The sequence below is a fragment of the Brucella gallinifaecis genome (assembly GCF_006476605.1).
Taxonomy (GTDB): domain Bacteria; phylum Pseudomonadota; class Alphaproteobacteria; order Rhizobiales; family Rhizobiaceae; genus Brucella; species Brucella gallinifaecis.
In genome coordinates, this window is the sequence record NZ_ML636803.1 from 1 (window position 1) to 19226 (window position 19226).

The window sequence follows — 19226 nt, forward strand, 5'->3', positions numbered from 1 at the left end:
GTATGCTGTCACCAGTACACTTTGAACAGAACCACAAAATGAAGACGAAGAGTGTCTAATAAACTCGGGGCTATTCATAGTCATGGTGAAGCAGAGACGGTTGCCCCACATGATCATGGGCAAGATTCTGCCAATGAGGGTGAAGAAGAGGATGGCGCTGAGCTGCCATTTGGTCGTTTTGGCAATACATTGCTTGCCAATCTCGTGGCCGGTGCCGGTTTTGCACTGCTTCTGGGTGGGGTTGCGCTGCTTGTTGGACGACGTATTACGCCGCAGAACGGTCTTTTCTGGGGGGTAGCCGGTTTCTTTGCAGCCGCTTTTCTGCCAGCTCTAGGGCTTTCGCCGGAACTGCCTGCAATGCCTGCCGCTGATCTTGCTCAACGTCAGCTATGGTGGATTTCGACTGTCGTGTTAAGCGGCGCGGGTATTTATCTGCTGGTTTTACGTGGCGAGATCGTTTCTAAAATTCTTGGGCTTGTGCTGATTATTGCACCGCATCTTTATGGCGCACCGCATCCTGAAGATATTGCATCGCCGATACCTTCACTGCTTGCTTCGCAATATGCTGTCGCATCACTTGCAACAAACCTGTTCATGTGGGCCGTTATCGGGCTTGCGCTTGGCTGGTTCATTCAGGCTTATGCAAAGTCTGAAGTTGAAGGTTGAAAGATATGGCTCTGCCCGGAACTAAAAATGCAAACATCACGCTGGTTCTTGGCGGAGCCCGTTCTGGTAAATCATCTTATGCAGAGAAACTGGTTGAAAACTCTGCTCTTCAGCCGGTTTACCTCGCGACTGGACGCGCATTTGATCAGGAAATGGAAAGCCGTATCTCTATTCACCGCGATCGCCGCGGAAATGAATGGAAGACGATAGAAGAGCCGCTCAATCTTGTGGGAGCGCTCGCAAAACACGCGCGGCATGACAGTTTTGTGCTGGTTGATTGCCTGACGCTCTGGATCACCAATCTGATGATGGCAGAGCAAAATATCGCTGCTGAGACTGAAGCCCTGATCAAGGCATTGCCGACGCTTTCAGGACCAGTTGTTTTCGTGTCAAACGAAGTTGGCATGGGGATTGTGCCGGAAAACCGGATGGCGCGAGAGTTTCGCGATTCCGCCGGTTTCTTGCATCAGGCCATGGCATCAGTGGCGGATGAAGTTTATTTGTTGGTGGCTGGTCTGCCACTCAAAGTGAAGGGATAATTCGATGCGTGGACAAAAGATTCCAGCAACCGTGATTACCGGATTCTTAGGTTCCGGCAAGACAACGATGATCCGCAATCTGCTGGAAAATGCCAATGGCAAGCGTATTGCGCTCATCATTAATGAGTTTGGCGATCTGGGCGTCGATGGCGGGATTCTGAAAGGCTGCGGCATTGAAAGCTGCCGGGAGGAGGATGTGATCGAGCTTAACAATGGTTGTATCTGCTGCACCGTTGCTGATGATTTCATTCCGACCATGACCAAACTTCTCGACCGCGCGGATCGTCCTGATCATATTGTGATCGAAACCTCGGGTCTGGCATTGCCACAGCCGCTGGTGGCTGCTTTCAACTGGCCTGAAATCAAGACACAGGTGACAGTCGATGGCGTGGTGACGGTTATCGATGCGAGCGCCGTTGCCGAAGGTCGTTTTGCTGATGACCACGACAAGGTGGATGCGCAGCGTGCAGCCGACTCTTCTCTTGATCACGAAAGCCCGTTAGAGGAACTTTTTGAGGATCAGATTCATGCAGCCGACCTTATTGTTCTGAACAAGGCCGATCTCGTTGATCCCTCCAAACTTGATAGCGTCAAGGCCGATGTGGCTGAGCGCTCAACGCGTCGCGTCAACATGGTACCGGCAAGTTTTGGCAAGCTTGGTGCCGATGTTTTGCTGGGGCTTGGCGTGGGGACGGAAGACGATATTGCCAATCGTAAATCGCATCATGAAATTCATCACGCCGATGGCCATGAGCATGATCATGACGAGTTTGAAAGCTTTGTCGTTGAAGCGGGTTCGGTTGCTGATCCCAAAGCATTTAGCGAAAAGTTGAAAAGCATAATAGCGCAACATGATATTCTGCGTCTCAAAGGCTTTTTCTATGTACCGGGCAAGCCCATGCGTCTGGTTGTGCAGGCCGTCGGGCCGCGTATTGAGCATTATTTCGATCGACCATGGGGCAAAAGCGAGCTGCGCAATACGCGTCTTGTCGTCATTGGTCTGCATGAAATCGATAAGCAGGCAATCACCAAAGCCGTGAAAGATGCTGTTGCTTCGTGAGGAACGATTGTGAAGTGACTAAACATCGCACTCGCATCGCTTTTCTGAGCATAATCTGTTCCGAAAACCGGTTCCCACTTTTCGGGATTATGCTCTGATGCATCTTTTACTTGCCCAGAAAGGAACGATAAGCGACGGCGATGAGGCTGTCGACCTTGGCCAGACGCCGGGTGATATATTGTTCCTTTCCGCTGCCGATACGGAGCTGGCCAGTCTTTCACAGGCCTACAGGTTTGTGAAGGAAGGGCCAAGTCTCCGGCTCGCCAATTTCTTAAGCCTCACACATCCCATGTCGGTTGATGCTTATGTCGAGCGTACAGCACAATATGCGAAGCTTATTATTGTGCGGATTATTGGTGGTGAGACCTATTGGCCTTATGGGCTTGAAGCGCTTCATGCCTGTGCGGTTTCGCGTGGCATTAAAATTGCCGTGCTGCCGGGCGATGACAAGCCTGATTACGGATTGACAAGGTTTTCAAACGTGTCAGCGCAGGAGCGGGATGCGCTCTGGCAATATCTGATCGAGGGGGGGGCTGCCAATACGTTGCGCTTTCTCGATTATTGTCGCGCTTTGATTGATGAAAGCGAAAAGCCGGAAGAGGCGGCACCGCTTCTGAAGGCAGGATTATGGTGGCCGGACATGGCTGCACCTTCGCTTGATCTGATCCGCCAGCAATGGAAGAATGCTGATGCGCCTGCTGCCGCAATTATCTTTTATCGGGCGCTGGTGCAGAGCGGGCAGACACAGCCGGTGGAAGCACTCATCAATGCATTACAGGCCAAAGATCTGAACCCTGTCCCGATCTTTGTTTCAAGCCTCAAGGATCGGCTTTCGGCAGCGGTTGTCGATGGTCTGTTTGAAGATTGTCAGCCGGATATTGTGTTGAACGCAACCGGCTTTGCTATTTCATCGCCGGGGGCGGAGCGTAAACCGACCGTGCTGGATAAGCGCGGCAATATGGTTTTGCAGGTGATTTTTTCCGGCACTCCAAAAGCGACCTGGCAAGCATCACAGCAGGGGTTGCTGGCACGTGATCTTGCAATGAATGTGGCGCTGCCGGAGGTGGATGGCCGTGTGCTGTCGCGTGCGGTGTCGTTCAAATCGGCCAAGCAATTTGATAGCGGCGTTGAAGCCAATATTGTCACCCATGAGCCGGATTCCGGTCGCGTGGCTTTTGTTGCGGAACTGGCAGCAAACTGGGTGCGCCTCAAGCGCAAATCGCAGTCAGAACGTCGCGTGGCGCTTATCCTCGCCAATTATCCCAATCGCGATGGAAGGCTGGGCAATGGCGTTGGTCTTGATACGCCAGCGGGAACTGTCGAGGTGCTGCGTGCCATGGAAGGTGAGGGGTATCAGGTGGGTGATGTGCCTGCCAATAGTGATGCTTTCATGCAGCTTTTGATGGCTGGGCCAACCAATGCCGCGCGTGATGGGCGTTTAATTCGCGAAGTCATTTCTCTCAATCAATACAAGGCTTTCTTTGCAAAGCTTTCCAGTGTGATTCAGGTGGAGATTGAAACCCGCTGGGGCAGCCCGCAGAATGATCCGTTCTATGATGCTGAGCGGAATGGTTTTGCACTGCCGCTGATGAAAATGGGCGAAACCATTGCCGGTATTCAGCCGGCACGCGGCTATAATATCGATCCGAAAGAGACCTATCACTCGCCCGATCTGGTGCCGCCGCATGGCTATATCGCGTTTTATGCTTATTTGCGCGACGTGGCGAAGATTGATGTCATCGTGCATATGGGCAAGCATGGCAATCTGGAATGGTTGCCGGGTAAAGCCTTGGCACTGTCGGAAAACTGTTACCCGGAAGCAGTGTTCGGGCCTATGCCGCATGTCTATCCGTTTATTGTCAATGATCCGGGTGAAGGCACGCAGGCCAAACGTCGTGCCGGGGCTGTGATCATCGATCATCTGACACCGCCGCTCACACGCGCTGAAAGCTATGGTCCGCTCAAGGATCTGGAAGCACTGGTCGATGAATATTATGAGGCGTCGGGCGTCGATCCGCGCCGCCTGCTGCGTTTGAAAGCGCAGATATTGGATCTCGTGCGCGATATTGGTCTTGATCGAGATGCTGGTATCCATGATCATGATGATGAAGACATGGCTCTGCAAAAGCTGGACGCCTATCTTTGTGATCTCAAGGAAATGCAGATCCGCGATGGGCTGCATATTTTTGGTCTCGCGCCGCAAGGGCGCTTGCTCACCGATTTGCTTGTAGCGCTTGCTCGTGTCCCGCGGGGCATTCCTGTTGCGCTGGGTGGTTTGCCGGGCGAACAAAGCTTGCAACGGGCAATCGCCCGGGATGCAGGCCTTGGTGAAGATTTTGATCCGCTCGATTGTGTTATGGCTGAACCGTGGGCTGGACCAAAGCCTGCATTGCTGGAAGCAGCAAGTTCTGTGAGCTGGCGTATCAAAGGTGATACGGTTGAACGTATCGAATTGCTTGCAGCTCAACTTGTTGAAGGCATAGTAGATTGTCCAAAAGAATGGGCGCAGACCAGCGCGGTATTGCAATCCATTAATGAACATTTGCGGCCCATGGTGACATCCTGCGGAGCATCGGAGATTGAAGGTTTTCTATCTGCTATTTCAGGACGGTTTGTGCCGCCGGGACCATCGGGTGCACCAACGCGGGGACGACCTGATGTACTGCCGACCGGTCGTAATTTCTTTTCAACTGACAGCCGGGCTGTGCCGACACCGGCCGCCTGGGAGCTGGGTCGTAAATCAGCCGAATTGCTGATCACGCGCTATACGCAGGATCATGGAGAGTGGCCGACTTCGTTTGGCTTGACAGCTTGGGGCACGTCCAACATGCGCACCGGCGGCGATGATATAGCACAGGCTTTGGCATTGATCGGTGTGAAGCCGATCTGGGATATGGCTTCGCGCCGTGTCACTGGCTACGAGATTGTGCCTCTGCCCAAGCTCGGGCGTCCTCGCGTGGATGTGACGCTGCGTATTTCCGGTTTCTTTCGCGATGCTTTCCCGGAACAGATCGCCTTGTTTGACAAGGCAGTGCGCGCTGTCGGTTCACTTGATGAAGATGTGGAAGACAATCCCATTGCCAGCCGCATCAAAGCCGAACAGAAACGGCTTATCGCATCGGGTGCCGATGAAAAGACCGCTGAACGCCGTGCCGGATATCGTGTATTTGGCTCAAAGCCTGGTGCCTATGGCGCTGGTTTGCAGGCACTGATTGACGAAAATGACTGGGCTGGCCGCAATGAGCTGGCGGAAGCCTGGCTTGTCTGGGGTGGTTATGCCTATGGCGCGGGGGAAGAGGGGCAGGCAGAACGCGGGCTGCTTGAAGAACGGCTTCGCTCTGTGCAGGCGGTTGTGCAAAATCAGGATAATCGCGAGCATGATCTGCTCGACAGCGATGATTACTATCAGTTTGAAGGGGGGATGGCTGCGACGGTTGAAAATCTCACCGGTGTCATGCCAACAGTCTATCACAATGATCACTCAAAGCCTGAAAAGCCGGTGATACGCACGCTTGAAGAAGAACTGGCGCGGGTTGTGCGTGGCCGGGCAGTCAATCCGAAATGGATCGCTGGCGTGATGCGCCACGGCTATAAGGGTGCCGTCGAGATTGCCGCAACTGTTGATTATCTTTTCGCCTTCGCAGCGACCACTGGCAAGGTGGGCAATCATCATTTCGAGGCTGTTTATCAGGCCTATATTGCCGATAAAGCAGTGCATGATTTTATGCTTGATAAAAATCCGGCAGCCCTCGCTGAAACTGCCTCAAAGCTCAATGATGCCATTGAGCGTGGCTTCTGGGTTCCGCGGTCCAATTCCGCGCGGTTTGAGCTGGAAAGTCTTATGAAATTGAGTCCGGGCGCTTGATTCCGAAAAGTTGCAGACTTTTCGGATAAGATCATGCGTTAAAAATGGAGACATTAAATGGCTGAGAAATCTGCAAAACTTCTTTCAATGACGGAAGAGGAACTGAATGCCCGTCACGCAGATAAAATGCGCAAGAAGAAAGCGGCACGCGACAAGATTCAGGCCACAAAGACCGATGAAAAAGGCCTTGTTATTGTCCATACGGGCAAGGGCAAAGGCAAGTCGAGCGCAGGCTTCGGCATGGTTTTTCGCGCCCTTGGTCATGGTATGAAAATCGGTGTTGTACAGTTTGTCAAAGGCTCATGGGATACAGGCGAGCGCTGGGTTTTGGAAAAATTCCCGGATCAGGTGACAATTTCGGCTCTTGGCGAAGGCTTTACATGGGAAACGCAGGATCGGGCGCGTGACATTGCCATGGCACGTGGAGCATGGGAGCAGGCCAAAGCCATGATCCTTGATGAAAGCTACGACATGGTGCTTTGCGATGAGCTTAATATCGTATTGCGCTATGACTATCTGCCGGTTCAGGAAATCATTGATGTGCTGGCAGTCAAGCCCAGGATGAAACACGTCATCATCACTGGCCGCAATGCGAAGGATGAGTTGATCGAGTTTGCTGATCTTGTGACTGAAATGGAAATGATCAAACATCCGTTCCGATCAGGTGTGAAGGCGCAAAAGGGAATTGAGTTCTGATCATGGTAGCGAGCTGGCAATTCTGGGCATTAATGTCGGCAGTTTTTGCTGCCTTGACGGCGATATTCGCCAAAGTGGGTATTCAGGGGATCAATTCAGATTTTGCAACGCTGGTTCGTACGCTGGTGATCATCGGGGCATTATGCCTGTTTCTCACCGTGACGGGCCAATGGCAGAAGCCCGGCGAGATTTCTGCAAAGTCCTGGGTGTTTCTTGTGCTTTCCGGTCTTGCGACCGGCGCGTCATGGCTTGCCTATTTCCGGGCGTTGCAGATCGGTGATGCATCCCGTGTTGCGCCTGTCGATAAATTGTCGGTTGTGTTGGTTGCGTTATTTGGTGCAGCATTTCTTGGCGAGCGGATGTCTGCAATCAACTGGCTTGGCATTATCTTGATTGGTTGTGGCGTCGTGCTGGTAGCGCTGAGAGTTTAGAAGCCGATTATCTGGCGGATTGGATTGCTGGGTTCCATCAGCAAACGCACAGCAAGAGCCAAGCTCACCACAATCAGTAATGGCTTGATAATGCGTGAGCCAATCTTCATGGCAAGGCTTGCGCCGATCTGTGCACCGATAAACTGGGCGATTCCCATGCAGATGCCGATTTTCCAGTTGATCACGCCGACCAGCGCGAAAGTGGCAAAGCCGCCGACATTTGATGCGCAGTTCAGCAATTTGGTATGGGCGGTTGCTTTCAATACGCCGTAGCCTGCAAGGGCAACAAAGGCCAGCATGAAAAATGAGCCGGTGCCAGGGCCGAAAAGGCCATCGTAAAAGCCGATTAGCGGCACAAGCGTGACGCCAAACAGGAATGGGCCCATACGGCGTGCACGATCCAGATCACCAAGGCTTGGCTTTACAGCAAAATAAATGGCAATAGCGATCAGCAGAATTGGCAGTGCTGCACGCATGATGTCGACGGGCAGGACAGTTGCTAAAAGTGCACCGAGAACTGAGCCGACCAGCGATGCAATGGCCTCGGGCCATTGCTCCTTGATGTTGACATGACCTTTGCGTGCATAGGCGATTGTGGCAGAGGAGGAGCCGAACAGTCCCTGAAGTTTGTTGGTGCCAAGTGCTTCGACAGGCGGCACGCCGGCCAGCAGTAAAGCGGGGATGGTAATCATACCGCCTCCGCCTGCGATGGAATCGATGATGCCCGCTATGAAGGCAGCCATAGTTAAGAGCAGCGTTAATGTATCGAAGAATTCAAGCATCGGTGGGTCCAGCAAAAGGTGATGCAACATAGAACAAGCAATCTGATTGTGCCAGATAAGTTATGTGAGGAACGAGCAGGTGCTTGCGTTGTTTTTTTGTTCAGGCATCATTATTGATTAAAGTCAGGTTGATCACAGGAGACAGTTCCCCATGAGCGAAAGCATTTTCGAACGTATTACTGCGTTTCTCAGCAAAAAGAGTGCTGTGCAGCGCGTTGCCGAGGATCCGGCGCTTGCTTCGGAACTGTTGCTTCTGCTTCATGTCGTATTTGCTGATGGTGATCGTCATCCGGCAGAAATAGCAACTTTTAGACAAATCGTTTCTGAAAGTTTTGGTATATCCGCTGAGGAATTGCCGGAAGTGACCGAATATCTGAAAGATTTTGGTTATGAGACCACAACGAAGCAGGCGGCTTCCATGCTGGCTGAAATGGCGCCTGAACGTCGTGCATCCTTGTTGCGCGATCTGTTACGCATAGCGCAGGCAGATGATCATGTTGATCAATCCGAGACAGCCATGATCAAGCGCATTGCAGATGTTCTTGGTGTTACGGCAGAAGATTTGCGAAACGCACAACAGCCGGTTTCCCGTGAAGGCTGAGGGCCGCTTTATTGCTCTTGGAATGGGCTGCTCTTCGGGTGCTGGTCTTGAGATACTTGTTTCGCTGGCCGATAGAGTATTGTCCAATGCAGCCTTAGGGCGGCCAGACGTTATTGCAACGATTGCCACCAAGCAGGCTGATCCAGTCTGGTTCGCAATCGCGCAATATTATGGCTGTGAATTATGCTTCTTTGATGCCAAACGGCTTGAACAGGAAACGCCAAGGCTTTTGAATCCTTCACAGGCTGTTTTCGATTTGGTTGGTTGTTATGGTGTTGCAGAATCTGCCGCGCTTGCCGCTGCTGGAGACAATTCTGTGCTGCTGGTCGAGAAGATTGCGGTGAGGGAAGCAACCGCCGCATTGGCGGTTGCCGGTTTTGATTAAAATATATTGCGACGCTGTATGATATAGGCTGCAACAGTCGAAATGAGCAATAATCCAGCAGTGGCAATGATTACGGCCATGTAAGCATGCTCAAATGCTTGAGATGCAAGGGTGCTCAGAATATTGGCATCAGCGACGGGCATCGATTGTGCAGCCAGAAGAGCTTCATCGAGGCTGTCGCGAGCGGCTGATGGAATGTTTGATCCTGCAGGCAGTATAAGGCTTGCCTTATAGAATGCTGACAGGATACTGCCAAAGATCGTCACACCCAGCGCATTGCCCAGTTCAAATGAAACTTCCTCGACAGATGCCGCCATGCCGGCTTTTGCAGCCGGAGCGTTGCTCATTATGGATGATGATGCACCGGTCATTGCACAGCCAACACCAAAGCCGAGGATTGCAAGGCCAGTCAGATAGAAATGCGACGAGAGCTTGTAGGTCAAGATATACAGCACGACACCAAATGCTGTGATGCCCAGAGAGGCCCAGAGCACTTTGCCAGTACCAAGCCGTGGCAACATCATGCCAGCCAGTGGCCCTGCAACAAAAGCAGCAAGTGGTATAGGCAGGATCACTAGCCCGGCCTGCAAAGGTGACATGCCTTCGATTAACTGCATACGCTGGCTGAAAACCAGTTCCATGCCGGTCATTGCACCTGATGCAACAAGGGCTGCAAATACGCCCATCGAGAACAGCTTATTGCTAAATAGTGAGAAGTCGATCAGCGGCTCCTTGCTTGAAAATTGTCTGCGCACGAAGATTGTCGTGGCGATAAGGCCAATAAGCAGTGCGGCGGCGAAGACCCACATTGATGCATCGCGTTTGGCAAGTTCCTTGATAGCATAAGTGAGCGCGATCAGGCCGATCATGATCTGGATCGAGCCAATGAGATCCCATTTGCGCTTTGAACCAAGTGGGCGATTTTCCAGGGCAAAGGCAGATAGTGCCAGAGCTATCAGAACGATAGGCACATTGATCAGGAATACCGAACCCCACCAGAAATACTCAAGCAGAATGCCCCCTGCGACAGGGCCGATAGCGGCGCCACCTGAAGCAATTGCTGCCCAGATGCCAATGGCGAGCGAGCGTTCTTTTTCATCTGTAAAGGTCAGGCGAATGATCGAAAGGGTTGCAGGCATCATCATTGCCGCACCACAGGCGAGCAACGCGCGGGCCGCAATCAATATTTCCGGGTTTGGCGCATAGGCTGCACACAGTGAAGCAATGCCAAAGACGACCAGACCGCTCATGAACATCCGCTTGTGGCCGAGCTTGTCGCCCAGCGTGCCAAGCCCGGGCAGCAGACCTGCCACCACCAGAGGATAAATGTTCATGATCCAGAGCTTTTCCGAAGCACTTGCCGCAAGATCATGGGTGAGGCGCGGCAGTGCTGTGTAAAGCACAGTCATATCAACAACGATCAGAAATAACGCGCTGGAAACAATTGCGAGAATGAGCCAGCGATTTTGCGGCAACATTGGATTACACCTTTTCAATACAAATGTATTTAAACTTGTCAGGGTGGCTGATATAATATAAATCCGCTTGTATGGAAAGTAAGAAATTGCAAAAAACTGGCCGCCCGCGCTCAATCGACCGTGACCATGTGCTTGATATGGCTGAGAAGCTGGTGGCAGAAGGTGGTATTGTTGCGCTGACAATGGACGCGGTGGCGCAGGCTTCCGGTGTCACCAAAGGCGGTGTGCAATATTGCTTTGGTAATAAAGACGGATTGATGAAAGCTATGATCAAGCGATGGAATGATCGCTTCGATGATCAGGTAAAGGCGCATAAGCAAAACGGGCAGGATGCGATTTCACATATCGCAGCCTATATCGCGATGACACGCGATAGTGATGCAGAAGATGATTCTCGATTTGCTGCAATGATGGCAAGCCTTATTCCCAACTCGCATTATCTGGATGAAACCCGGGCATGGTATCGCAAACAATGGGATGGTCTTGATGTTTCGACGCCTGAAGGTCGTCGTGCAAGACTGGCATTTATCGCCAATGAAGGTGCATTTTTGCTCAGAAGCTTCAACTTTTTTGAGCTGACGCAGAAGGAATGGCAGTCGATCTTCAAGGATATTGAAGGGCTTTTGCCTGAAAAAGATTGACTCCTCCGCCAGCTGAGAGGCATTCGATCCGTCTGAACAGAGGGATCAAGTGTGACAGTTCATTTCATTGGAGCGGGTCCGGGTGCGGCCGATCTTATCACGGTGCGCGGCCTGCGATTAATTGAAACTTGCCCGGTCTGCATCTATGCGGGGTCGCTGGTGCCAAAAGAGGTTGTTACCTCTGCCCCGAAAGGCGCGTTATTGATTGACAGTTCCTCTTTGACGCTTGATGAAATCATTGCTGCAATGGTTTCTGCTCATGATAAAGGGCATGATATTGCACGTGTTCATTCCGGTGATCCGTCTATTTATGGTGCGATGGCTGAACAGATGCGCAGGCTTGATACGCTTGATATCCCTTATGACGTGACGCCGGGTGTACCGGCTTTTGTGGCGGCTGCGGCTGCGATGAAACAGGAACTGACGATCCCCGAAGTCAATCAGAGTATCATTCTCACGCGCACTTCTGTGAAGTCATCGGCAATGCCTGTGGGTGAAGATCTTGCTACATTTGCCAAATCTGGTGCGACGCTGGTCATCCATCTTTCCATTCGCAATATTGCGAAAATCGAAGTAGAGCTGACACCATTTTATGGTGCGGATTGCCCTGTGGTTGTGGCTTATCGCATCGGCTGGCCTGATGAACAGATTTTGCGTGGAAAACTGTCTGATATTGCTGAGAAAATTGAGCTTTCAGGCATTAAACGAACTGCAATGATCTTTGTTGGACGAGGCCTTGATCCAAAGAATTTTCGTGATTCAGCGCTTTATCATGAAGCGCACAATCATGTTGCACGATTAAAATCTTAACAGAGAACGAGCAAAATCGAGTGCTTCATCGACTGTCGTGGCAATTGTTTTGGCGGCAACGGGTGGTCGACTAATCATCATGACCGGAATTTTGAGATCACGTGCTGCTTTGATCTTGGCATAGGAGATGCTGCCGCCGGAATTGCGGCTGACGATCAGACTGATTTTTCGCTCACTCAGGAAGTGCTTTTCCGCTTCATAATTTCCGGGCCTTGACAGAATGATCTCGCAGTTTTGTGAGAGTTTCATTTCCGGTGGGTCAATCATTCGCATCACAAAATGCGCGTCCCCGCGCTCTGCAAAGGGCGCTATATGCTGTCTTCCCAGCGCGAGAAAAACGCGCGCACCAGCCGGAATCATTATTGCAGCCTTTGCTTCGCTTTCTAAATCAATCCAGCTATCACCCTGTTCCATTTTCCATGCCGGGCGTTCCAGCCGCAGTAGCGGGATATTGGTGAAGTTTGATGCTCGCACGGCATTTTGCGAAATGCGTGTGGCATAGGGATGTGTTGCATCGATCAGAAGATTGATCTTTTCATTGGTCAGATAGGTTGCAAGGCCTTCTGCACCGCCAAACCCGCCAATGCGCAGCTTACCGTGGATTGGGGCAGGATTGGCTGTCCTTCCCGCAAGTGAGGTAATGCTTTCAACGGGCAGGGTGTTGAGTATGGCAGCAAGTTTTGACGCTTCTGCTGTACCGCCAAGGATGAGTATTCTAGAGACGGGCAAGGATATTGCCTTTGCGATCCGTCACGATCATTTCGATTTCAACGGGTGCGCCACGCAAAGTTTCGAGAGCTGTTTCTTTTGCTTTTTTCGCTATGGGGGTTGCCATGTCGATGCCAAGGCTTTGAGTCAATTCAAGCACTTCGAGCGCTGTGTTCGCAAAAAGAATCCGGTCCTTAATGTCATTTGGTGCACCAGCGGATTCTGCAATAGTCCAGAGAAAGTTTTTGTCGACCTGCGAACGTGCTGAGTGGAGGTCTAGCTCTCCTTGTGCGAGTTTTGTCAGTTTGGCAAAACCGCCTGCAATAGTGAGTTTTTCGATTGGGTGATCACGCAGATATTTGAGAACACCGCCTGCAAAGTCACCCATGTCGAGAATGGCAAAATCCGGCAGGTCGTAGATTGCTTGAGCTGCATCTTCTGACGTTGAGCCGGTTGCAGCCAGAACATGTTTCTGGCCTTCAGCCCGTGCTACATCGATGCCGCGGTGGATAGAATGAATCCATGCTGAACACGAGAAAGGATGAACGACGCCTGTCGTGCCCAATATTGAAATACCGCCAATGATGCCAAGACGCGGATTCCATGTTTTCTGCGCAATTTCTTCGCCACTCGGAACCGAGATCGTAATGACCAGATCAGCAGGCAATCCATATTCGGCGCAAATTTGCTCGCAAATTTCGGTCATCATTCGGCGCGGAACGGGATTGATTGCTGCTTCGCCCGGCGGAATTTGCAGTCCGGGCCGTGTAACTGTGCCGACACCTTCGCCTGCCTGAAATATTATGCCTGTTCCGGGCGGGGCAGGGAAAACGGTAGAAATGATTGTTGCACCATGGGTTACGTCCGGGTCGTCGCCCGCATCCTTGACGATTCCGGCCATGGCATAGCCTTCACCCAATCCTTCATATTCAAGCTGGAAATAGGGGACTTCGCCCTTGGGCAGGATGATGCCGACAGGGTCGGGAAATTCGCCGGTAATCAAAGCGGTCAGCGCGGCTTTGGTTGCGGCGGTGGCGCAGGCACCAGTCGTCCAGCCGCGGCGTAACGGTTCTTGCCCATTATTTTTCGTTTTTTCCTTGCGGGGCGTGGTTTCGTCGTTCATGGATGCCTGCGGATTTATCTGGTGACACATTGCAAAATGACTGAAAATAATCAACCGAACATTACTCTATATGACACTGACAGGATAGCTTTGCCTGCGATAGAGTCGGGGCATGTCTGGTTGGTGGGCGCCGGTCCCGGCGATCCGGGTTTGCTGACGCTTCATGCCGCGAATGCCTTAGGTCAAGCCGATGTGATTGTCTATGATGCGCTGGTTGATGAATCCTGCCTGTCGTTGAGAAATGCTACAGCTATACTTGAATATGCCGGTAAGCGTGGTGGCAAGCCATCGCCGAAGCAGCGCGATATTTCGCTGCGTCTGGTCGAGCTTGCTAAAGAAGGCAAAAAGGTTCTGCGGCTTAAAGGAGGCGATCCATTTGTCTTCGGGCGAGGAGCCGAGGAAGCGCTGACGCTGGTTGAACATGGTGTGCCGTTTCGCATTGTGCCGGGCATTACAGCCGGTATTGGCGGGCTTGCCTATGCAGGAATTGCGGCGACGCATCGCGATATCAATCAATCGGTCACGTTTCTCACGGGCCATGATGCAACGGGGCTGATGCCGGACCGTATTAACTGGGAGGGCATTGCGCAGTCCTCTCCGGTTATCGTGATGTATATGGCGATGAAGCATATCGACCTTATCACAGAACGACTGATGGTGGCAGGACGCTCGCCGGAAGAGCCGGTGGCTTTTGTCTGTAATGCCAGCTTGCCGGAACAGGTGGTTCTGGAGACAACATTGTCGAGGGCTGCGGCTGATGTTGAAGCATCAGGTCTTCAGCCTCCTGCGATTGTGGTTGTGGGCGAGGTTGTCAAGCTGCGATCCGGGCTTGACTGGCTTGGTGCGTCTCAGGGACGAAGGCTGACAAGTGATCCGCTTCATCTTGGCAAGGAGAAGAGCGCATGAATGGCTTTATGATTGCTGCACCTGCCTCCGGGGCGGGAAAGACGACTTTAACGCTTGGGCTGTTGCGTGCGCTTAAACGGCGTGGCAAGGCGCTTGCGCCTGTAAAAGCCGGTCCTGATTATATTGATCCCGCCTATCATAAGGCTGCGAGCGGTGCAGATTGTTTTAATCTTGATCCATGGGCGATGCGGCCAGAGCTGATCAGTGCCATTTCATCGCGCATGACAGAAGGCAACAAGCTGTTGGTTGTCGAAGCTATGATGGGGCTTTTTGACGGAGCGCTTGATGGGAAAGGCTCGTCTGCTGATCTCGCGCAATCTCTTGATCTGCCAGTCGTGCTGGTGGTTGATTGCGCCCGACAGTCCCACTCTGTCGCTGCACTCATTTCAGGTTTCAGTCAGTTTCGCAAAAATGTGCTGATTGCCGGTGTTATCCTTAACCGGGTTGGTAGCGGCAGACATGAGACCATGCTGCGCGATGCGATCAAGCCGCTTGGTGTGGCGGTACTTGGCGCTATTGCACGCGATGAAGCGCTGGTTCTGCCCTCAAGACATCTGGGTCTTGTTCAGGCGGGTGAACATGCTGATCTGGAACGTTTCCTTGAACATGCAGCAGATGTTATTGATGCGCGTATTGATTTAAGCGCATTAGAGCATATCTGGTCGCAACCAAAACACCACGAGGCCATGGCAAATGTTCAGCGTCTGGCGCCCTTGGGAAACCGGATCGCAGTTGCGCGAGATGATGCTTTTTCTTTTGCCTATGCGCATTTGCTTGCAGGATGGAGAAGGCGTGGCGCTGAGCTTTCGTTCTTCTCGCCGTTAGCAGATGAAGCACCAGATGAAAATGCTGATGCTGTTTATCTGCCTGGAGGCTACCCAGAGCTTTATGCCGGAAAACTGGTAGCTTCCAAAAACTTTCAGCAATCTATGAGGCGTGCCGCTGATCGTGGCGTTCACATTTATGGCGAGTGTGGCGGCTATATGGTGCTGGGTGAAACACTGGAAGATGCGCAATCGCTCACATATCCTATGCTGGGGCTGCTTCCGTTACAGACGAGCTTTGCAAAACGCAAAATGCACCTTGGTTATCGCAAACTGCAACCATTGCCGGGCTCGCCATGGCAGGTGCCGCTATTGGCGCATGAGTTTCACTATGCAAGCATTATATGTGAAGGGAAGGCCGAGCGGCTGTTTCGGGTTAACGATGCCTTGGGTGAGACCTTAGGAGAAGCAGGTCTGCGCGTTGGTTCAGTTGCTGGCTCTTTCATGCATGTGATTGATTTTTCTGGAGAGAATGCCTGTAAATGATTATTGAGCATGGCGGAGCGCTGGATAAGGCCATTGCGCGTTTTGGCGGTAAGGCGCAAGACTGGCTGGATCTTTCAACGGGCATCAATCCTGAACATTTTCCACTGCCAGAATTGCCAGCGTACTTGTGGAACCGCTTGCCGGATGAAGGACTGCTGCAACAGGTTTTGGCTGCGGCGCGTTCCTATTATGGGACAGGTCAAAATGCGCCAATCGTTGCCAGCTCCGGAACACAGGCGCTTATTCAGCTTATTCCAAGGCTGCTTGAACCTTCGACGGTTGCCGTTTTAGGGCCGACTTATCAGGAACATGCGGCAGCTTTCAGAGCGGCAAGCTGGAACGTGGTTGAGTGTGCGACGCTTGACGATATCCCGGAGGATGTGCGGGTGGTGACAATCGTTAATCCGAACAACCCGGATGGACGGATTGTTGCGCGGCATGATTTGTTGGAACTTGCACGAAAGCTTGGCAAGCGCGGTGGCTTTTTGATTGTGGATGAAGCTTTTGCTGATCCGTCTCCCGAAGTAAGTATTGCAAGTCATGCTGCGAATGAGCCGCTTATTGTGCTCAAATCTTTTGGCAAGTTTTTTGGTCTTGCAGGTGTGCGGCTTGGATTCTTGCTTGCAAATGATGAGTTTGTGCAGCGCGTTACAGACAGGCTCGGGCCATGGGCTGTGGCTGGGCCAACATTGGCCATTGCGCTCCATGCTTTTGAAAATACACGTGAGCTTGAAGCCTTTCGTAGTCGCATAAACACAAGGCGGGCAGAACTTGCCAAGTCGCTCACACATTGCCAGCTTATCGAAGTTGGAGGCACGGCGCTGTTTTCGCTGATAAGCCACGACAATGCGCATTCAATTTACGATGGACTATGCGAACGGCATATTCTTGTCCGAAAATTTGCCTATGCACCAAACTGGTTGCGCATCGGACTGGCGCCTGATCAGGCTGGTCTTAAACGTTTGGAACAGGCATTGCAGGATATTCTCCATTTGCAAAAGTGATTCAGGAAAGCGTATCAAGCCTATGGAAATAAAGCTTATTATTCTTGCTTTAGCGCTTGTTCTGGATCGTGTGGCGGGAGATCCGCCACAGCTCTGGCAGAAAGTCCCGCATCCGGTCGTTTTGTTCGGCAAGGCAATCAGCCGGGGTGAAAAACGCCTCAATGATCACAATCTTTCTACCAAGGCGTTGCGCAGCAATGGTATGTGGCTGATCATTGGGCTTGTGATTTCCTGCATTATCGTGGGGTTGGCGTTAGACTATTTGCTGCCCTGTCTCGGTACGGCGGGCGCACTGGTTGAAATTGTTATTGTTGCAGTTTTTCTGGCACAGAAAAGCCTTGCTGATCATGTGCAGGCGGTAGCAAAGGGTTTGCGCGATAATGGTATCGAGGGTGGGCGCAAGGCTGTTTCAATGATTGTCGGGCGTAACCCGGAGCAGCTGGATGAAAGCGGCGTCAGTCGTGCGGCGATTGAAAGCCTGTCCGAGAATGCATCTGATGGTATTGTTGCGCCTGTGTTCTGGTTTCTTGTCGGCGGCTTGCCGGGACTGTTTGCCTATAAGCTCATCAATACTGCCGACTCGATGATCGGCCATTTGAATGACCGCTATCGTCATTTTGGGCGTTTTGCAGCGAAGCTTGATGATATAGTAAATTATATTCCGGCACGATTGACCGGATTGCTGACTGCATTGGCTGCTGTTTATACGATCAATAAACACGCTGGCAAAAGAACGTTTATGGTGATGTGGCGCGATGCGCGGCTGCATCGTTCACCCAATGCTGGCTGGCCGGAATCGGCCTTTGCAGGAGCGCTTGAACTCGCACTGGCCGGACCGCGTCAGTATGGGGCTGAAAAAGTTGAAGCACCACTGTTTTATGGTGAGGGCAAGCGCGACGCAGATGCGGCTGATATTGACGCCGCCCTATCGCTGTTCTGGTCAATGATGAGCGTGATGACAGGACTGGTTATTGTGGCAAGCCTTATCGGGCTTATCCTTCGGCTGGTTTGAAAGCAGTCCCATCATAGCGTTGCAGACGGTTCGGATTGTCTGTGCGATCGCCATTTGCATCAAATTTCAATGTGCCGATTGCCGTTTCAAATGAAGTATTTCGCAATATTTCGATAAGGGGCTGTTGCTGTTCTTGTGATTTGCTGATTGCCGCGACAGCCAGTTCGACCGTGGCAAAGCCCATGACTGCATAGGATTCTGCTATGATGCCAGCCTTGTCGATAGCCTCTATAGCAGGCTTTGCCGTAGGCAGATCCTGCGCCTTGATCGGAGCAATCATCAGTGTTCCGTCTATTAACTTCTGTGTGCCCGGTGCAGCATTCAACTGGCTGCCACCTGCTATTGTCAGCGGATATTCAAGCGCTTGAGCACTCGCACCAATGGCTGCAATATCATCGCGTTCTCCGCCGACATAAACATGGGTTGCACCAGCGCGTCTCAGGCGGGAAACAAGTGCATTCTGATTTTCTATTCCGGGACGGTAGGTGTCTGTAAAGACTGGCTGTAATTGCTGATCTTTGAGGTTGTTGAGAACCTGGGCTGCACGTTCACGGCCTTCAATGGTGCCGTCATCAATAATTGCAAAGGGTTGTGCACGCCACAGGCTGCCAAGAAAACTGCCTGTCGCTCGTGTTTCCTTTTCAATCGAAGTAGTCAGGCGAAACACCGGCATTGTTGATGATGCGCGCTTTTCAGTCAGGGTCGGTTCACTAACGCCAGTGGTGATAACAGGTATATTGTTTTGAGTTAGCAGAGGCAGAGCCGCTTCAAGTGCTTCGGAGCATAGAAAACCGGTGGCTATCTGCACTTTCGCCTGAACAAAATTTTCGGCTGCCTGTTTGCCGCCTGTCGCATCACATCGGTCATCTGCAATGACAAGTTTTACATTGGCCTTCGCTGCTGCCACATTTGCCCCATCACGAAGCTGATTGCCAAGAGGGGCGAAGATGCCGCTTAATGGTGCAGCAAAACCGATGCGGATATCGGTTATATTGTCCTGCGCCTGTGCGCTCATACAAAGCATAGTGCCAGCTGATAACGAGATCAGAAGCAGTCTTAAGCGGCTGCATCCATAAAGTCGTTTTTGGATGAGGGCTCTATATTTTTCAGGAAACTGCTTTGGTGTGATCACAGAGGCGGTCTTCTTCAAACATTTCATGACTAATTCAACGAAAAGTGGGTAGCGGTTTCCTCGCCTTTGTGCAATGC

The 19226-nt window shown here is 51.8% G+C and carries 19 protein-coding genes; 14 read left to right on the forward strand and 5 right to left on the reverse strand.

Going from position 1 to position 19226, the window contains the following annotated elements; translation table 11 throughout:
* Positions 1-51: 51 nt before the first annotated feature.
* The 6 genes from FHY56_RS06540 to FHY56_RS06565 all read left to right on the forward strand — a co-directional run bounded on the left by FHY56_RS06540 (position 52) and on the right by FHY56_RS06565 (position 7257).
* Positions 52-666 (forward strand): CbtA family protein, encoded by a 615-nt coding sequence (locus FHY56_RS06540; RefSeq protein ID WP_140904388.1) that lies wholly within the window; start codon positions 52-54, stop codon positions 664-666.
* 5 nt (positions 667-671) lie between these two features.
* Positions 672-1205, forward strand: coding sequence for a bifunctional adenosylcobinamide kinase/adenosylcobinamide-phosphate guanylyltransferase (gene cobU / locus FHY56_RS06545; RefSeq protein ID WP_140904389.1), 534 nt, complete (start codon positions 672-674; stop codon positions 1203-1205).
* 4 nt (positions 1206-1209) lie between these two features.
* The gene (gene cobW, locus FHY56_RS06550) at positions 1210-2265 is read left to right on the forward strand and encodes a cobalamin biosynthesis protein CobW (protein WP_140904390.1); all 1056 of its coding nucleotides are present in this window, start codon (positions 1210-1212) and stop codon (positions 2263-2265) included.
* A 97-nt stretch (positions 2266-2362) separates the two neighbouring features.
* The gene (gene cobN, locus FHY56_RS06555; protein ID WP_140904391.1) at positions 2363-6130 is read left to right on the forward strand and encodes a cobaltochelatase subunit CobN; all 3768 of its coding nucleotides are present in this window, start codon (positions 2363-2365) and stop codon (positions 6128-6130) included.
* Positions 6131-6187: 57 nt separating this feature from the next.
* Positions 6188-6826 (forward strand): cob(I)yrinic acid a,c-diamide adenosyltransferase, encoded by a 639-nt coding sequence (gene cobO, locus FHY56_RS06560; protein ID WP_140904392.1) that lies wholly within the window; start codon positions 6188-6190, stop codon positions 6824-6826.
* Between the two features lie 2 nt (positions 6827-6828).
* Entirely contained in the window at positions 6829-7257 is a 429-nt protein-coding gene (locus FHY56_RS06565) for an EamA family transporter (protein WP_140904393.1), read from the forward strand.
* Here FHY56_RS06565 and FHY56_RS06570 read toward each other — a convergent pair.
* The gene (locus FHY56_RS06570; RefSeq protein ID WP_140904394.1) at positions 7254-8039 is read right to left on the reverse strand and encodes a TSUP family transporter; all 786 of its coding nucleotides are present in this window, start codon (positions 8037-8039) and stop codon (positions 7254-7256) included. The genes FHY56_RS06565 and FHY56_RS06570 overlap by 4 nt on opposite strands.
* 151 nt (positions 8040-8190) lie before the next feature.
* Between FHY56_RS06570 and FHY56_RS06575 the strand changes: the two genes are divergently transcribed.
* Positions 8191-8640, forward strand: coding sequence for a tellurite resistance TerB family protein (locus FHY56_RS06575; RefSeq protein ID WP_140904395.1), 450 nt, complete (start codon positions 8191-8193; stop codon positions 8638-8640).
* A 22-nt stretch (positions 8641-8662) separates the two neighbouring features.
* Positions 8663-9025 (forward strand): cobalamin biosynthesis protein, encoded by a 363-nt coding sequence (locus FHY56_RS06580; RefSeq protein WP_140904704.1) that lies wholly within the window; start codon positions 8663-8665, stop codon positions 9023-9025.
* Here the strand turns inward: FHY56_RS06580 and FHY56_RS06585 are convergent.
* Positions 9022-10503: an MFS transporter gene (locus FHY56_RS06585; RefSeq protein ID WP_140904396.1), complete on the reverse strand. Its 1482-nt coding sequence runs from the start codon at positions 10501-10503 to the stop codon at positions 9022-9024. The two genes, FHY56_RS06580 and FHY56_RS06585, sit on opposite strands and share 4 nt — an antisense overlap.
* An 86-nt stretch (positions 10504-10589) precedes the next feature.
* Between FHY56_RS06585 and FHY56_RS06590 the strand changes: the two genes are divergently transcribed.
* Both FHY56_RS06590 and cobM read left to right on the forward strand, forming a co-directional pair.
* Entirely contained in the window at positions 10590-11144 is a 555-nt protein-coding gene (locus FHY56_RS06590) for a TetR/AcrR family transcriptional regulator (protein ID WP_235889442.1), read from the forward strand.
* 51 nt (positions 11145-11195) lie between these two features.
* A complete protein-coding gene (gene cobM, locus FHY56_RS06595) occupies positions 11196-11954 on the forward strand; it encodes a precorrin-4 C(11)-methyltransferase (RefSeq protein ID WP_140904398.1) in 759 nt (252 codons plus the stop codon).
* Here the strand turns inward: cobM and FHY56_RS06600 are convergent.
* Together FHY56_RS06600 and FHY56_RS06605 are read right to left on the reverse strand one after the other, a co-directional pair.
* Complete coding sequence (locus tag FHY56_RS06600; protein ID WP_140904399.1) at positions 11943-12683, reverse strand: cobalt-precorrin-6A reductase; 741 nt, start codon at positions 12681-12683, stop codon at positions 11943-11945. The two genes, cobM and FHY56_RS06600, sit on opposite strands and share 12 nt — an antisense overlap.
* The gene (locus FHY56_RS06605; protein WP_140904400.1) at positions 12670-13785 is read right to left on the reverse strand and encodes a cobalt-precorrin-5B (C(1))-methyltransferase; all 1116 of its coding nucleotides are present in this window, start codon (positions 13783-13785) and stop codon (positions 12670-12672) included. Before FHY56_RS06605 ends, FHY56_RS06600 begins: the two co-directional genes overlap by 14 nt.
* A gap of 36 nt (positions 13786-13821) precedes the next feature.
* Here FHY56_RS06605 and cobA point away from each other — a divergent pair, with 36 nt between their 5' ends.
* From cobA to cbiB, 4 genes are read left to right on the forward strand one after another with little or no spacing between them, the layout of a single operon-like run.
* Positions 13822-14691, forward strand: a complete 870-nt coding sequence (gene cobA / locus FHY56_RS06610; protein WP_140904401.1) for a uroporphyrinogen-III C-methyltransferase — start codon at positions 13822-13824, stop codon at positions 14689-14691.
* Positions 14688-16001 (forward strand): cobyrinate a,c-diamide synthase, encoded by a 1314-nt coding sequence (locus tag FHY56_RS06615; RefSeq protein ID WP_140904402.1) that lies wholly within the window; start codon positions 14688-14690, stop codon positions 15999-16001. Before cobA ends, FHY56_RS06615 begins: the two co-directional genes overlap by 4 nt.
* Complete coding sequence (cobD, locus tag FHY56_RS06620; protein ID WP_140904403.1) at positions 15998-17005, forward strand: threonine-phosphate decarboxylase CobD; 1008 nt, start codon at positions 15998-16000, stop codon at positions 17003-17005. Before FHY56_RS06615 ends, cobD begins: the two co-directional genes overlap by 4 nt.
* 22 nt (positions 17006-17027) lie before the next feature.
* Positions 17028-18017 carry an adenosylcobinamide-phosphate synthase CbiB gene (gene cbiB, locus FHY56_RS06625; RefSeq protein WP_140904404.1) on the forward strand — a complete coding sequence of 330 codons (990 nt, stop codon included), beginning with the start codon at positions 17028-17030 and terminating at the stop codon, positions 18015-18017.
* Here the strand turns inward: cbiB and FHY56_RS06630 are convergent.
* Positions 17998-19041 carry a branched-chain amino acid ABC transporter substrate-binding protein gene (locus tag FHY56_RS06630; RefSeq protein ID WP_235889443.1) on the reverse strand — a complete coding sequence of 348 codons (1044 nt, stop codon included), beginning with the start codon at positions 19039-19041 and terminating at the stop codon, positions 17998-18000. The two genes, cbiB and FHY56_RS06630, sit on opposite strands and share 20 nt — an antisense overlap.
* Between the last annotated feature and the right edge of the window lie 185 nt (positions 19042-19226).